This is a genomic window from Amazonocrinis nigriterrae CENA67 (genome assembly GCF_016056305.1).
Taxonomy (GTDB): domain Bacteria; phylum Cyanobacteriota; class Cyanobacteriia; order Cyanobacteriales; family Nostocaceae; genus Amazonocrinis; species Amazonocrinis nigriterrae.
On record NZ_JAECZC010000059.1, the window covers coordinates 17,799 to 35,077 of the forward strand.

Annotated in this window: 10 protein-coding genes; 6 read left to right on the top strand and 4 right to left on the bottom strand. The window is 41.7% G+C overall.

Annotated elements, in window-relative coordinates:
* Positions 1-165: 165 nt before the first annotated feature.
* A complete protein-coding gene (locus tag I8748_RS24330) occupies positions 166-531 on the bottom strand; it encodes a helix-turn-helix domain-containing protein (protein ID WP_198125864.1) in 366 nt (121 codons plus the stop codon).
* Between the two features lie 484 nt (positions 532-1,015).
* Here I8748_RS24330 and I8748_RS24335 point away from each other — a divergent pair, with 484 nt between their 5' ends.
* The 6 genes from I8748_RS24335 (at position 1,016) to I8748_RS24360 (ending at position 10,634) form a co-directional block, all read left to right on the top strand.
* Complete coding sequence (locus I8748_RS24335) at positions 1,016-2,908, top strand: response regulator (RefSeq protein ID WP_198127112.1); 1,893 nt, start codon at positions 1,016-1,018, stop codon at positions 2,906-2,908.
* Between the two features lie 201 nt (positions 2,909-3,109).
* Complete coding sequence (locus I8748_RS24340) at positions 3,110-7,783, top strand: PAS domain S-box protein (protein WP_198127113.1); 4,674 nt, start codon at positions 3,110-3,112, stop codon at positions 7,781-7,783.
* A 62-nt stretch (positions 7,784-7,845) separates the two neighbouring features.
* On the top strand, positions 7,846-8,223 hold the full coding sequence (locus I8748_RS24345; RefSeq protein WP_198127114.1) for a response regulator: 378 nt from the start codon (positions 7,846-7,848) through the stop codon (positions 8,221-8,223).
* Positions 8,224-8,393: 170 nt separating this feature from the next.
* On the top strand, positions 8,394-8,816 hold the full coding sequence (locus tag I8748_RS24350) for a response regulator (protein WP_198127115.1): 423 nt from the start codon (positions 8,394-8,396) through the stop codon (positions 8,814-8,816).
* Positions 8,817-9,066: 250 nt separating this feature from the next.
* Positions 9,067-9,675, top strand: a complete 609-nt coding sequence (locus I8748_RS24355; RefSeq protein ID WP_198127116.1) for a phytochelatin synthase family protein — start codon at positions 9,067-9,069, stop codon at positions 9,673-9,675.
* Between the two features lie 539 nt (positions 9,676-10,214).
* Positions 10,215-10,634, top strand: coding sequence for a hypothetical protein (locus tag I8748_RS24360; protein WP_198127117.1), 420 nt, complete (start codon positions 10,215-10,217; stop codon positions 10,632-10,634).
* A 125-nt stretch (positions 10,635-10,759) separates the two neighbouring features.
* On the opposite strand, the gene I8748_RS24365 is transcribed toward I8748_RS24360, so the two are convergent.
* The 3 genes from I8748_RS24365 to I8748_RS24375 all read right to left on the bottom strand — a co-directional run bounded on the left by I8748_RS24365 (position 10,760) and on the right by I8748_RS24375 (position 16,778).
* On the bottom strand, positions 10,760-12,481 hold the full coding sequence (locus tag I8748_RS24365; RefSeq protein WP_198127118.1) for a sensor histidine kinase: 1,722 nt from the start codon (positions 12,479-12,481) through the stop codon (positions 10,760-10,762).
* 1,288 nt (positions 12,482-13,769) lie between these two features.
* A complete protein-coding gene (gene metK, locus I8748_RS24370; RefSeq protein WP_198127119.1) occupies positions 13,770-15,032 on the bottom strand; it encodes a methionine adenosyltransferase in 1,263 nt (420 codons plus the stop codon).
* A gap of 741 nt (positions 15,033-15,773) precedes the next feature.
* A complete protein-coding gene (locus I8748_RS24375) occupies positions 15,774-16,778 on the bottom strand; it encodes a phosphoribulokinase (RefSeq protein ID WP_198127120.1) in 1,005 nt (334 codons plus the stop codon).
* Positions 16,779-17,279: the final 501 nt, after the last annotated feature.

Consider the following 17,279-nt stretch of genomic DNA (forward strand, 5'->3'; position numbering starts at 1 on the left):
CATGAATCATGCAATCGCTCACCAATTTTTGCACGACCGTACAGTCGTGTCATTCCCAACCTCAAACCGGATTCATCTACAAATACCAAATTATGTGGGTCTATACCTAAAACCCAATCTCGATAATCAAAGCGCATTTGATTGACTCGTGAACTGTCTTGCTCGCTAGCATATAGTGTTTTTTTTAGTGGTCAACTTCAACCTTTGAACTGCTCGATGCATAGTCGTAACACTGACTTCGACACCACTTTTGGCTGCAAAACCAGAGCATAATTCTTCAAGTATTGCATCTGGTTGCTCATCAACTAACTGCTCAATTACTGCCAAACTACTATTCCTGATTTTAGCGATCGCACCTCCTCCATGAGGCAAAGATGTCACCTGTCCCGTGTCTCGATAGCGACGAATTAACCTTTTAATGAAGGATACACTCACTTGAAAGCGTTCAGCCAATTGGCGTTGCGACCCTTGTTTGGATTCATAAGCATTTATCACACGTTGGCGTAAATCTGTTGAGTAGGGAGCCGGCATAACTATGAGTATTTTTGCTGCTCCTTCAGTTTACTAAATTTGGTGTCTATTCAATTGAAAAACGCTGTAATATATCGAACCGCCCTTCAGGTTCAGCAGTGACGCTCCTGCGTCGAAGATCGCTGCGCTAACGCAATCGACGCAAGGCGCCAAGACTGCGACTGCTTCACCAAGGCGCCAAGAACGCCAAGAATTCGTAGAGTGTGCGTAAGTCCTATCAAATTTTCTTGTAGGATGGGTGTCCCCACCCGTCCTTTGTATTCAGGGCGGACAAGATGCCCAACGCTACTAAAGTCAGAAAAGTAGAGTAATTTAGCTAATTACCGTAAAAAGCGGTAACTATACTGTTATAATCTTGCTTGGGCAATTACACAAATTTATTTAAAAAAAACAAAAACCTAACAAAAAATAATTCCAGGACACAAGTGAAGCCCTTGAGTTGTGCTGGATCATCTTGATTATCGGTGAGTAGATAGTAGACGTTGTGAAAATTCTGCTGGTAGAGGACGATCGCCCAATGGCAGCAGTACTGTGTGAACTGCTCACAACTCAGTACTACACAGTTGAACTGGCAACTGATGGTGAAGCTGGGTTAGCCTTGGCAACCTCATCAAACTTTGACTTAATCTTGTTGGATCTGCTGATTCCTAAACTCGATGGCATTAGCCTTTGCCGTCAACTTCGGACTCAGGGAATTCAAAAACCGATTCTCTTACTCACCGCCAAAGACCAAAGTGCGGATGTGGTGAAGGGATTAGATGCGGGTGCAGATGATTATCTCACCAAACCTTACCAGATCAGTGAGTTGTTAGCAAGGATACGGGCATTGCTGCGTCGAGGGCAGAACGAACTAGCTCCGACCTTACTGACATGGGAAAATCTTTGCGTCAATCCCGTTTCGGCAGAAGTAACTTATAAAAAGCAACTTGTATCTTTAAGTCCCAAAGAATACAGCCTGCTAGGGTTGTTTTTGCGTAATCCCCAGCGTGTTTTTAGCCGCAGTGACATTATAGATCGCCTCTGGTCATTTGATGCCACGCCCAGCGAAGCAACTGTCACTAATTTAATTAAAGATTTGCGGCAAAAGCTCAAAGCTGCGGGAATGTGCGCCGATTTATTTGAAACTGTTTATGGCTTGGGCTATCGACTCAAGACTCCACCCAAGACTGAACAAGCTTTGGATGTGTTGTCTGTTCAAAGCGCAAAAACACAAAAACTGGGAAAAGCCAGAAAAGAAAAACCTCAAACATCTCTTGCTTCAGTTAACAAAGTCATAGAACGTTACAAAGATACCTTTGTCCAACGGGTGACTTTGTTAGAGCAAGTAGAACAAGCTTTGCAAACAGGGAAATTGCAGCCGGAACTCCAACAACGTGCAAGCAACGAAGCCCACAAGTTAGCAGGAACATTAGGCTCATTTGGCTACGAAATAGGATCGAAGCTAGCCAAAGCAATTGAACATCTTTTGATGGACGACAAGCTTTTAGGTGCAAAGGAAGTCTCCCAACTTGCAAAACTCATCATTCAACTCAAAGAAGCGCTGAGTAAACCTCCCACACCAATAACCATCGAAGAGCAAAAGCCGCCTCAAAATCCCTTGGTGTTGGTGATCAATGATCAATCCTTAGCCAATCAATTAAAAGCCGAGGCTATGAATTGGGGAGTGGAGATTGAAGCAGCTGGCAATTGGGCGATCGCACAACAAAAGATTTCTCAATCTCCCCAGGCTGTTTTACTCAATATCAATCAGCAACAGCCGCTGGAAGATAGTTTAACCTTGCTACAAAAACTCAAAGAGCAGCTGCCCAATACAGCAATTTTAGCGATCGCTGAACAAGACAATCTCACAGAACGAGTTGCTGTTTCTCGTTTAGGAATACAGCGATATCTGCACAAGCCTGTAGCAAATGCCGAAGTATTTGCAGCGATCGCTCAAGTTTTGCCCAAATCTCCAGCTTCCCAAGCCAAAGTGTTGATTTTAGACGATGACCCCATCGCCCTGGAACTCTTGAGCAATTTACTCTCACCTTGGGGACTGGGAGTGAAGACTTTACAAGACCCCCGACAATTTTGGCAAGTACTAATTGCTACAATACCAGACTTACTGGTAATTGATTTAGAAATGCCAACCTACAATGGTATTGACTTGTGCCGTGTGGTACGACAAGATCCCAAATGGGGAAATTTACCGATTTTAGTGGTTACTGCTCATACAGATATAGAATCTATCCAGCAGGTATTTGCGGCGGGAGCCGATGATTTTATCAGTAAACCCGTGGTGGGGCCGGAGTTAGTCACCCGTGTGATCAGTCGCATTGATCGCTCCCGCTTACAACAAGAACTAACAACACTGAAGCGGAGGATTCGTAATTCGTAATTCGTAATTCGTAATTCGTAATTCGTAATTCGTAATTCGTAATTCGTAATTCAGAATTTATTAATTACAATTAATAATTAATTTATTGACAAAATAGAAATTTAATTTACTAATGAAAAAATTAATTTATTCATTATTCAATTTATACATAAAAGTAGCAGCTAATAATTACGAATTACGAATTATCAATTACGAATTATTATGACATCCAATGTTTTTGGCAAAAAGCAAGCTAGCAAACAAAAGCTGAAACTTCCTCTACGCTTGATACTCACCGTTAGCTTTGTGCTGTTGACCGTGGGGACTACAGGGCTTGTGGGTTATATGTCCTTGCAGAATGCTCAGCAGTCAGTCAATAACTTGGCATATCAGTTGATGACCGAGGTCAGCGATCGCATCCATTTGTATCTTAGTGATTACTTGCAGACTCCAGACTTAATTAATCGCCTCAATGCTAGAGCCAGCAAGCTAGGACAAGTAGATATTACCAATCCTCAAAGTTTACAACGCTATTTTTTAGGTCAAATTCAAGAATTTAATTCAGCGAGAATTCATTTTATCAATCCCCAAGGCGGACTCGTGGGAGCCGGTAACGATGAGCGGGGTTTTAGTGTTTCTTTCACCGAGAATTTTACTCAAGGAACGCTTTATGTATATGGCGTAGATAGTCAGGGAAAGCGACAAAAATTATTAGTTAAACAGCAAAACTATGATGGAACTCAAAGACCTTTTTATCAAAAGGCACTTTCAGCAGGTAAACCAACTTGGACACCCATTTATGTATATGTACCGAGTTCCACAGGTCTAGGAATTGCCGCGAGTTACCCACTTTATAACGAGAAACAACAACTCCAGGGCGTTTTTGCTAGCGATTTAAGACTTGTCACCATTAGCGAGTTTCTTAAAAAATTGCAGGTCGGTACTCACGGACAGGTATTTATTATTGAACGTTCGGGACTAATGGTTGCTTCTACAACCTCCGAACAACCTTTTGTGACTAATGTTGATGGCACAGAAAACAAACGCCTTTCGGTCACAGCAAGCCAGGAACCCCTAATTAGCCTTGCAGGACAGCATCTACTTTCCCGCTTTGGCAACTTAAATCAAATTCAGAAAACACAGCAACTTGAATTTAAAATTGAAGGCAAAAAGGAATTTTTACTCGTCACTCCTTACAGCAATCAATTGGGTCTTGATTGGTTGATTGTGACGGTGGTGCCAGAATCCGACTTTATGGCAGAAATTAATGCCAATACACGCGGTACCATAGTGTTTAGTATTGGTGCATTGACTTTTGCGATCGCCCTTGGATTCTTACTGACTCAATTCATTGCCCTACCCATCAAGCGATTGAGTAAAGCCAGTTTGGCCTTGGCAGATGGGGAATTTAATAAAACTATTAAACAAGATAGTCCAATTGCAGAACTCCAAGTCCTGACTCACTCGTTTAACTGGATGGCCCAGCAGCTTGATCAGTCCTATGAACGGGTCAAAACTGCCCTCCAAGAGTCAGAAGAACGGTTCACCAAAGTGTTTCGTACCTGTCCTGATGCCATTGGCATTATCACCCTAGAAGGGCATTGTGTAGATGTGAATGATGCTTTTATGGAGTTATATGGCTACTCCAGGGAAGAAGTTGTTGATCGCAAAGTCACAAATATCAAATATTGGGTGAATCTGGAGGATCGACAACGCTATTTACAGGATTTACACGCAGGTAAACCAGTTCGTAACAGAGAATTTGCCGTGCGTCATAAAACTGGCAGGATTATCACAGTTTTGTTTTCAGCCGATATCATTGAACTTCAGGGACAACCCCACATCATTGCAGTTACTAAAGATATTACAGAGCGTAAACAAGCAGAATTAGAACTGCAACAGCAAAAAGATTTACGCGAGGCTATTTACAACGAATCTGCTGATGCTTTGTTTTTAGTCGATATCGCAACACTCTTGATTGCTGATTGTAATGATCGAGCAGTAGAACTGTTTGAAGCAGACAGTAAAGCCGAATTAATTGGTATCCAAGGCCACACGCTTCAGTGTCATCCCTTCACCTCAGATGAACTGGGAGAAATCATCGCCGAAATGAATCAAACAGGTGTGTGGAGCCAGGAAATTGAATACGTAACGCGAAAAGGCAATCTGTTTTGGGGTAACTTGGCAGCCAAGCGCGTGACGATCGCTAATCAAACGATCAATCTAGTACGGGTGACAGATATCACAGAGCGCAAACGAGCCGAATCAGCCTTGCGTGAAAGTGAAGCAGCTCTGCGTCGCGCCCAGCAGGTTGCCCATGTGGGCAGTTGGGAACTGTATATCAACACTCTGGCGGTGAAGTGGTCAGAGGAAAGCTTCCAAATCTTTGGTTGGGATATTGCTCAAAGCGAACCAGCCCTTTCTCAATTCATGGAACTAATTCATCCCGAAGAGCGAGAATTGCTACGGCAAAGCATCGCTCAAACCATTGCCACTAAAACCCCTTACAAAATAGAGTTTCGCATCATTCAACCCAATGGCTCAATTCGATATGTTGAAGCCAGAGGAGAAGCGATTGTTGATGAACAAGGGCAAGTAATTAAATTGCTAGGGACGAATTTAGATATTAGCGATCGCGTCCTAGCACAGAAGGCATTGCAGGAAAGAGAAGCTCAATTCCAACAGTTAGCAGCTGCTTCCCCAGGAGTGATTTACACCGTAGTCGAAGATCCCAGCGGCCCATCTCGATACGAGTTCCTCAGCCCTGCCTTTGAGGATCTGCATGAGGTTCCAGTAGCCGAAGCCCTGGCAAATGCTAGCATTACACTCACCCAGATTCACCCAGATGATCGCCAAGCTTATCACCAAGCCGTGAGGCATAGTCTGGAGAAGATGCAGCTATTTAGACATGAATGGCGGATTATCACTCCATCAGGACAAATCAAGTGGCTTCAGGCTAGTTCTCGACCGGAACGTCGGGAAAACGGTGAAATTGTCTGGTATGGTGTTTGCCTGGATATCAGCGATCGCAAACGCATTGAAGAAGCTCTGCGGCAAAGCGAAGCTCGATTCCAGCAGTTAGCCGCCGCTTCACCTGGAATCATCTACACCATTGAGGAATATCCCGGTAGACCTGTACGGTTTGAATATCTCAGCCAAGCTTTTGAGGAAATTCAGGAAATTCCCTTGGCTGAAGCCTTGAAAGATCCAGCAGTTGCATTTAATTGTTTTCATCCTGACGATGTAGAAGGGCATCAGCAAACGCTGATCCGCTGTATCGAAACCATGCAACCGTTTAAGCATGAGTGGCGGATCATTACTCCTTCTGGCAAAATCAAGTGGGTTCAAGCAAATTCTCGACCGGAACGCCGAGAGGACGGGGCGTTGCTTTGGCATGGAGTGATGTTAGATATTAGCGATCGCAAATGTATTGAAGAAGCTCTGCGACAAAGCGAAGCTCGATTCCAAAAAATCGCCACAGCCTCACCCGCACAAATTTACATCCTGGTTTATTACCCAGATACAGATAAGAGGAAATTTGAATATATCAGTCCAGGAATCCGGGAAATTCAAGAATTGGAACCTGAACAAGTCTTAGAAGATGCCTCACTCACTTTTAACCAAATACATGTTGAAGACCGCCCTTTGTACAATGAGTTGTTTATTCAAAGCATGGAAACGCTAGAACCCTTTGCTTACGAATGGCGGATTGTAACTTCCTCTGGCAAAATTAAGTGGATACGCGCTAACTCCCGCCCGGAACGTCGGGAGAATGGTGAGATTGCTTGGTATGGAGTACTGCTAGATATAACTGATCTCAAACAAGCCGAAGCAGCTTTGCGCGAAAGTGAAGAACGGTTTCGCCATGCCTTTCATGATGCTCCCATTGGCATGGCGCTGCTAGGATTGGATGATCGCTGGCTACAAATCAATCCTATGCTAGCTGAAATGTTTGGTTATTCTGAGTCAGAGACTCTAGGCCTGAGCGCATCTAAGCTAATTCACCCGGAAGATATTACTAAGTTTCAACACTCTATACAGCAAGTCCTGACCAACGAAAATCGCAATACTCAAGTGGAATTGCGCTACTTGTGTAATGGAGGAAGCATTGCTTGGGGACTGACGAGTTTGTCGCTAGTACGAGATTTGCACAACGAACCTTTGTACTATGTTGCCCAGATCCAAGACATCACCGAACAGCAAGCCATTGAGCGGATGAAAAATGAATTCATTTCTATTGTCAGTCATGAACTTCGTACCCCATTAACTGCCATTCGGGGCTTTTTAGGACTGCTTAATACTGGAATGTACGACAACAAACCAGAAAAAGCCAAACGGATGCTCCAGCAAGCATTGACCAACAGCGATCGCCTGGTGCGTCTGGTTAATGACATCCTTGATTTAGAACGCTTATCTTCAGGGCGAGTGCAGCTTGTAAAGGAAGTCTGTAATGCAGAAGATTTAATGCAACGAGCAGTTGAAGGAGTACAATCAATTGCTTTGGAAGCCGCCGTTACACTCTCGATTATCCCTAGTACAGCTAGCGTTTGGGCTTCGCCTGACTTAATCATCCAAACCCTGACCAATTTGTTGAGCAACGCCATCAAGTTTTCTCCCCCTAACTCTGTTATTATCCTGTCTGCTCAACTTCAGACTGACTCAGTTCTGTTTCAAGTCAAAGACCAAGGCAGAGGCATTCCCGCAGATAAACTAGAAAGTATTTTTGAACGCTTCCAGCAAGTTGATATTTCCGATTCTCGCGCCAAGGGAGGAACAGGTCTTGGCTTGGCAATTTGTCAAAGTATTGTCCAACAGCACGATGGTAATATTTGGGCAGAGAGTACATTCGGTGAAGGCAGCACATTTTATTTCACCTTGCCCATACCACCAGGATAGTTAGGAGTGGGGGAGATGGGGGAGAAGAAATTTGATAATTGTTTTATTTTTGGGGTTTCTTTATGACTAAACGCATCCTTGTGATCGATGATGAAGAATCGCTGCGAGAGCTTGTCTGCACCTGCTTGGAGGATTTAGGAGGGTGGGAAGCAATTGCGGCTGAATCCGGTCATGAAGGACTTCTGAAAGCCCAAGAGTATGCACTTGATGTCATTCTCCTCGATGTATCTATGCCTGACATGGATGGCTTGCAATTCTACGAGCAAATCAAAGCCAACCCAACAACTCAAATGATTCCGGTGATTTTGCTAACAGCCAAAGTATTACCAAGCGATCGCACCCGCTTTGCTCAATTAGATATAGCCGGAATTATGACAAAACCATTCGACCCCACCCTGATTTGTGACCAAATAGCCGAAATGCTAGGTTGGGCGGAGTAGGGGTGATGGGGAGATGAGGAGCAGGGGAGCAGGGGAGCAGGGGAGATAGGGAAATGGGGAGATAGGGGAGAATGACAACTGACAACTGACCAATTCCCTTATAAGTTTCTTATTTTCTTGATTTAAGCTCGATTTATCAATCGCCTTTAGCTTCTTAAAGCAATGTAAGAATGACAACCAAAAAAATATTGCTGATTGATGATGAAGCAACTATCCGAGAACTTGTGCAAGCCTGTTTAAGCGACCTAGCAGGGTGGAATGTGATGACTGTCGCCTCTGCTCAAGCCGGACTTAAACAATTAGCACAAGAACGTCCTGATGCCATCCTCTTAGATGTTTTAATGCCAGGTATGGATGCCATCACTTTTCTGCATAGACTCCAGGAACAACCTTTAACTCAAGAAATTCCCGTTATCTTCTTGAGTGTCAGGGCGGCTTGCTTTACACCACAAAAACTTCAGCAGCTTGGTGTGGTTGAGGCAATTGCAAAACCTTTTAATCCATTGACTTTAGCTTCGGCGATCGCTCGTGTTCTCGGCTGGGGTTTGCAAGATGAAAATGAGTTTGTGACTGAGCCACAACCAATTCATTAAAAATTCTAGTATTTTTATCAGTTTCTTATTTGTTGATGATATATTCAGCACCAGAAAAAATAAAGTATTGTCAGTCAATGCAATACTTCCTACTATAAAAAAGCTAATTCTCACAATGGTTGCGACAGAAAAAATTTCCATAAAGGTTATTTAATAACTATTTCGCACTTCAAAATCTCAAATCCAAAATGGTATAAATTTAACGTAGCGAACTTGCGAAAATAGCAAAGTAAACAGAGGATATCACAACATGACTAAAACGGACTTACACGCAATCAAACTTAAGGCTTTCCAACAACCGATCAGATGTTGTAATGTCACAGCGATCGCCTATGGATTGACAGCATTAGGATACCCAACAAACATTGATGATATATTTTACGTCACTAGACTACCTATCGACACTGTTCTAGATGATGGTATGACCCTGGCCGAGACTTACGATACTTGTGTCAAATATGTGGAAGAAAAGAATTTACCTATCTCTGTAATCGTCGAACACTTTGACAAAGCAAGTATGACACTTGAAAGCTTTATTCAAGAAATAGAAAGAGCTATCTACGATGAAAATGATATTCACATTTTAAACTTTAATGTTGACATTGCCCACGAAATAAAGTTGGGTGGTGGTCACTTTTCCCTATTAGCAGACTATGATAAAACAACACAAGAAATAACTATTGCTGATACTAATCCCAAGCGTTATACAAGGTTTTGGAAATGTCCTGCGGAACGGATGTACTTAGCTTGTATAGATAGAGATTCAGCATCAGATCGAGCAAGAGGGATGATCGTACTTAAAAAAGTTGAAAGCAATGAACAGAAAGCTCAAGATCCAGAACTGATGAGTGCTATCTAAAGACATCATCGTTACAATTACTATAGTAATCTTATTTGATTTGTAAAAATTGCAAGTCTCATATGCCCAACTTTTTAGGAAAGTTGGGCATATTGCTTATAATCCACGGAAACAATAGCCTAACTCGTATTTTTATATAGTAGCAATTCATGAATTGCCAAATAAAGGATGTAGTTCTGTACTTATACCAATTCTCTAAAATCCTGCAACACATTTAAACGCCGAAACCCAGACTATACCTGAGTAGAGACGATTCAACGAATCGTCTCTACAATTACGAATTACGAATTACAAATTACGAATTGGTATTACTACTATCTAAGCGATACCAACGAATAAAAATTTTTAGTATCCCTATAAGTTTCTTATTTTTTACTGATAAATTTAGCTCCAGAGTTTGAAATTGTATTCTATATGAGCAGGCGCTTTACTAACATCGAGGCAATTCATGAATTGTCCTCGATAAGATGTAATTTTGCGTCAGTTATATAGGCGTATCTTCAAACAAAATCGTCTGAAAAATTATTGTCTGATAATATATGGAACTGCAACAAAGTAAAACTAAGCGCAGACGAGGAGTTGTATTAACTTCTATAGGATTGAAACGTTTACAGCAAGCGATTCTTGATGCAGAGGTTACAGAAAATCAAGGCGATCGCTGGACTATAGAACAACTGAGCGATCGCATGAATATTTCTGCTAAAACTCTGAATCGATTGTGGTCTCGAAGTCAAGGTGTAGACCGAAAAACTCTCGTACTCTGCTTTAGGGCTTTTGACTTGGAATTACACGCAAAAGACTACACTGTTGTAACTAGTGAAAACATTGAAAATGAAGTCTTTGATTCCTCATCTAAAAGTTCAAAGGTTGAAAAAGTAAATTCGTCTCCATTTTCCTTAACCAACTCATTTGTTAAAAAAAGGCACAACTTGAATAATTTATCTGTTGGTGTTTCCTAAGTAGATGTTTGAAAATTCGTGTTGAGTACTTGAATCACTTGATTTTAGTACACCATAGAAGCAATTTAGTAATTGCTTCTACAATTACCTCGTACCAAACTTGAGTGAAAACCACTATATATTGCTCACTTTTGCATAGTAAGTGGCAAGTGAACAGTAAAAACAGAACCAACTCCTAGCTGACTTTTAACAATAATTTCACCACCCATCATTTGGCAGAAATGGCGGCTAATTGCTAACCCCAATCCTGTACCGCCATATTTTTTTGTCGTCGAGGTATCCCCTTGGATGAAGGGTTGAAATAATTGTTGCTGTTGACTAACAGACATACCAATACCTGTGTCAGCGACAGTAAAAGTAATCATGCCAAAAGGAGCATCTCGCAACACACCTTGCTTTTCAGTTTTAACTGTTAGTGTCACATGACCATTGGTGGTAAACTTAGCAGCGTTACTGAGCAAATTTAAAAGTACTTGTCGCATTCTAGTTTGGTCTGCGTACATCGTTCCCAGCTGCTGATCGTAATCTACTTTTAAGACATTGCCATTTTTTTCTATAGCGGGCTTGACGGTGAGAACAAGATTATTAATCAGCGTGGCAATCTCAAAAGTCTCTGGATAAAGGGTCATTTTCCCAGCTTCAATTTTTGACAAATCAAGGATGTCGTTAATTAGTTCCAGGAGATGCCTACCAGCAGAGTTAATAGTTTCTAAATCAGTAATAAAGTCTCCTGATAAATCTAAATCAGTAGCGTCGTCTTGTAAAAGTTGGCTCAGACCAATAACAGCATTCAAAGGTGTGCGTAATTCGTGACTCACATTTGCTAAAAATATACTTTTTGCCTTGCTAGCTGCTTCTGCTAATTCTTTGGCTTGTTCTAATTCTTTAGTCCGTTCAGATACTCGTTCAATCAAACGATTCAGAGACTTGGCAAGTAAGCCAATTTCATCTTCTGTAGTAACTGGTGCGCGCAAATCGAAATTAGATTTCCTCGCTACTTGCTCGGCTACTTGAGTTACGATAATGACTGGTTCAGCGATCGCTCGACTAGTACGCCACGCTACAATGGCAGCGATCGCCACTGATACTAGCATACTCACCATTACAATTAATCTCTCTACTCCTTTGGCTTGTTCTACATCTTGTTGCCTTCTCTGTTCTTGACTTTCAGCAGTTTGTAGAATATTTGTCAATTTTTTCGAGAGTTGATCTAACTGCCTAGCCGTTTCGCCACGCATAATTAAGAGTAATTGCGCTCGTGCTGAGTCAATTTGCTGCGCCTTGACTTGCTGCGAGTCGACTGATTGTAACACAGCTTCTATTTGAGCAACATAGGATTTGAGGTTAATTGCATAATCCTGTAATAAGGCCTGTAAATTAGCACTGGTAGCTGCTAAATCTTTAGGCCTTTTGTCTATAAAATCCCCGATATCTTTCTCTAGTTTCTCAGCCTTTTCAACATTATTCAGAAATTCGGCTTTTTTAATTGGTAGCCGCTGTGAATCTTCTAAAAATGCAGCCAAGTTAGAACTATGCAGTTGTGCCCCCACTACCGCATCTTTATAGTTAGTTAGTAGTTGTCTTTGCTCTTGGGCTTGATTGAATTGCCTAATTTCTCGTCCCCGGTAATAGTTAGCGATTACTAACCCAGTCAGTGAGCCGAAAAAGCCAATCCCAATTGCTACAAAGTACCCGTAACCAATTTTTTGATGTATACGCCAAGAACTGGCTTTTAGTTTCCCTCGTGTGGGAAATTCTATAGTGGGGAGTTCGTCTGATGGTTCTTGAACTGGCACTTTTTTGGTTTCTGAACTGCTGTTAACAAGGATTGGCTTTTGAGTTTGCATAGCTCAATTCTCCTTGCCATCTCCCCAAAATCACTACATCAGTCTCACTTTGACAATCACTTCTATTACTAATTAACACTGACATTATCTTCTTGTTTTATAACAAGCCCAAATAATAGCTCTATCTATAGATAATTTGCATGACTTCATTATGTTTGAGCAGTTTTGATATGAATGTTTACCATTTTGTCGCTACAAACAACAATCACTCTCTTTAATAACTAAGTAGTTTCATAAAGTCAAGGCATTTTTTAGGAGCCTACCCTCCTCACGGTTGTTTTTGATGTTAAGTTAATCGCGGCAATATTATAGATATCCGCTAATTTGTTATTTTAGCTTACTCTACTTTACCCTACTCTACGATAAGCCCTACCTGAGCCTGCGGCAATGCCTAACTGCGATCGCCTCTATGGGTTTTGCTTTACAGTTACGGTGAGGCTAGTTTTGACGCTTAAGTACTCGCACTTCGTTTTCACTTGGGCTGCGAAACTCTACCAAGAGTGCCGTTGCACGTTTACCATTACGTCTGACGGTTGGTAAGCCAGCTATTTTATTTAGCAAATAACATTTAAGTAGCCGCTGCGTAAGCTTGTACAGTGGAAATTTTATCATTTATTTGTCTAAGTTTATAAGAAAATTCAATTTTTTATAAACATCTTATAGTAATTCTGTGTCATGTTGTACTTTCTTAACGTAGTGGCAATTCATGAATTGTCACTACAGCGGCTAGTTTCGGGTAAGTTTTCTGAGCTTAGCTTCAGAAATAAATGGTATTTGTTTAAAATTTGACAGATTTAGAGTAATTGATTTGCTCAAACAAATCATACAAGATTATTTACTTTGTATCTTAACTTACTCTATATATTGTGAGCTAAATCTTGAGAAAAGATTAATCTCTTACATAAATTATTAATTTAATAACTCAGTATTAGCCTAAATTTGCTGCACTTTTATTGAGGTTTTTTTATCAAAGAAAAACGATTTTTACAATAAGTTATACCAATTTGTAATTCGTGAGGCAGCTCTCGTCTTGGACGCCACATCCTCAACGCTTACATGTCTACGATAAATTTTGAAGATTGAGAACATAAATTGTATAAAAAAAACTCTACCTTTATCCTGCTAAAGCAATTAAAAGGCAGAGATCTTTCTGATGAATATTAAGTTGTATTTCAAGGTACTAACTGAGGAGTTAGAAGTTATGAGACAAAAAGTGAAGCAGTACCCTTGGGGAAACCTCAAGACCTTTCGGTCGTGGTGACCCAAGTTCTCCTGCTTCCTCATAACTCTAGGCGATCGCAGCTTCTAGTGTCTGGCTGAGAGCTTGTTTCAACAATTCCGCCTTATCGGTACGCTCCCAGGGTAAATCTAGATCGTTCCGTCCAAAATGGCCGTAAGCTGCGACGTCCTGATAAAAACGTCCGCCTCGTTCATTTGGTAAGTTGCGTAAATTGAAGGTATGGATAATCCCCGCTGGACGCAGTTCAAAGTTCTGCTTGATTAATTCCAGTAAGGTTTCTTCATCCACTTTGCCAGTGCCAAAGGTATCCACCAAAATACTTGTTGGTCGTGCTACACCAATAGCATAGGATAGCTGGATTTCAACTTTCTCTGCTAACCCTGCGGCGACAATATTTTTCGCCACATAGCGAGCAGCATAAGCAGCAGAACGGTCTACTTTTGTGGGGTCTTTACCCGAAAAAGCACCACCGCCATGTCGGGAATACCCACCATAGGTATCAACAATAATCTTCCGTCCTGTTAGACCAGAATCTCCTTGCGGCCCGCCAACAACGAACTTACCGGTGGGGTTGACTAAAAAGCGTGTCTCATCAGTCGGCTTAATGTCAATGTCGCTAAAAACAGGTTGAACTACTGCTGTCCACAGGTCTTCTTTGATTTTAGCTTGTACTGCTGCCTCATCAGTAATTTCCCCAATACTAGCGTCGTGCTGAGTGGAAATGAGGATAGTATCAATGCCTACAGGACGACCATCTTCGTAAACCACAGTTACTTGTGTTTTACCATCAGGGCGCAGGTATGATAATTCGCCTGTTTTGCGGACTGCTGCCAATCGGCGAGCAATGCGGTGGGCCAGGCTGATGGGTAAGGGCATCAATTCTGGTGTTTCGTTACAGGCAAAGCCAAACATAATCCCTTGATCACCCGCACCAATTTTGTCGAATTGTTCATCACTATCCTGTTCGCGGGTTTCTTGCGCGGTGTTAACACCTTGAGCAATATCAGGTGATTGTTCATCTAAAGCTACAAGCACACTGGTACTGTTAGCAGAAAAGCCGTTATCAGCATCAACGTAGCCAATTTCAGCAATTTTCTTACGGGCAAGATTGACGAAATTGACGTTGGCTTTGGTAGTAATTTCACCAGTAATTAGCACTAAGCCAGTATTGACTACAACTTCGGCAGCAACACGGCTAGCAGAATCTTGTGTCAGCAAGGCATCTAGAATCGTATCAGAGATCTGATCGCAGATTTTGTCTGGATGACCTTCGGTAACTGACTCGGAGGTAAATAAATAACGACGAGACAAAGAGAATTCCTCCTTTAAGAGTATTTTCGTTGACTAAATATTGGGCATTTAGTTCAGTCAGTGAGATACTTCTACACTCCCGCAAGGGTTGAGTGTATGCTTTCAAGTGACTCCCGGTATTCTGCTGGATACAAACTCTCGCTTTGTTCTAATTCCACGGAATGCCCTACTGTAGAATTGAACGATACAAAAGTGTTCAAATTCATCCCACCCTCCCCTTTTGGGTGAGACGTGGGGCAACTTTAAGTTTTAGCTAAATTTGGGAATCATAACAATATTGACACATTCAGTAGTTAGTGTCTTGATTTTCTTTTAAAAAACCACTAACGATAGATAAGTATTCTTTAAAGCTATGGTATTTCAGAAGGTAGATTTGACAGCCCCCGAATTTCTAATACTACTCCCTTCCCGCCATAAGATTACGTATCTCTTCCTTTGTGTCCTTTGAGTTCTTTGCGGTACCCTTCGGGAAGCCGCTACTCTGCGAGAACGGCTTCGCCGAACGCGTCTACGTTAAAAAAATTTAGGTATTCTTTGAACGGGAAAGGAGTAATTCTCTAAAATGAGGCAACACATTCAAACCCCGAAAGCCATGCCATATCTGAGTACAGACGATTCGGCGAATCGTCTCTACAATTACGAATTACGAATTACGAATTGGTATTAGCTAGAAAATTCTGATGACAAAAAAAAGGGACACCCAAAAGTGTCCCTGCAAGCTTTGACACAAATACTGCTGCTTTAAACCTGAACTGCTAGCTTTGCTTCCTTTGATGTCAGAAGCTCATAAGCAGCACGCATTTTTAAACCTGTAAGCACTTGGAACAAACCAGTACCATTGTTGGAACCTGGATACTCACGGTGTTGGAGTAACAAGTGAGTCAATTCACCTTGATATTTGGTCGATGTATTGCTGAGATGGTTTTCTATGTAAATGACTTCTTCTAAGTTGTCAAACTGACCATCTACTTCTAACACTGAGACGTAGCGACCGTAGTAAACATCTGAACCATAGTACAGTTGCATACCGGGGTAGGAACAGGTGAGCTTGCGTCCGCAGGGAGTCCAATTGATTGTTGACCCTTCATCAAAGAGGTAAGCTGGCTCAAAGCCTTCCTTACCTTCCCGCTGAAGCATCCGTACGCGCAAAACTTTGCGTTCAGTGTCGTTTTTGATCAAGTTTGTGGGTAGTACTTGGAGAACTACATCAGCAAATTCTCTTTGTGGTTCAATAAACTTTTCAAAGTCTGGTTTACGGGAATTGATTTGCGCTAGGACATCTTCGTAACGATGGCCCCTTTCTGCCATATCCCGCTGGATTTTCCAGGCAATCTTGACTTCATCACTGATGTCAAAATAAACGCTGAAGTCGATTAGCGATCGCACCCGCTCATCATATAAAGGATGTAGCCCTTCAACAACTACAATGTGATTTGGCTCTATCCGTTCTGGCGGATCAATCATGCCGGTTTCGTGGTTGTAAATCGGCTTATCAATCGCTTGACCACTCTTGAGCGCTTTAATTTGCTCATACATCAGGTCGAAATTGTTTGCCCTAGGGTCAAGTGCAGTTATTCCGGTTTCTTTACGCTGTTTGCGATCTAGAGAATGATAGTCATCCAAACAGATGACTGTCATTAATTCTTCGCCAAACAAATCTATTAAACGACGCAAAAACGTAGATTTACCGCACCCAGAGTCTCCGGCTACTCCAATCAGTACCACGCGTTCCGGCTTACTTGTCATAAATCTCCTCTAGATACTAAATGTGTCAATCAATAATTTTTCACACAGCAGATTTCGCAGCCAGGAGTTTACCCCATCGGTTTATCCTGCATTCTCGGTATTCAGCAGCGCCATAATGCATCAGACGGGTGTACAACTAAACTTATAGTTGCTCCTCGTCTGACTAGCTTGAATTCGCTACTGGTGAGTATTTAATCCTAGTGATATATTTAATTTTATCAGAAGGGGGTATTCCATAACAAGATTTGCTGTCACCAAGAATCTAGTGGTTACCCTATGATACTGATGATTTATTTGTTGATTTTCAAGGACTTGTCAGCATCACCCACAGATCCTGTAGCAATGTCGTGTTCCTGTTTATATCTCTATTCTACAATTTCCTTTGGTATATTTTTTGCGGTATAAAAAAAATCAAAGTGACTGAATTTTCACCTGGGCGATCGCAACGCTTCAGATATTCAAAGCCAAAATCTACCTAAAGAATGATCAAGCAGGTGTTTT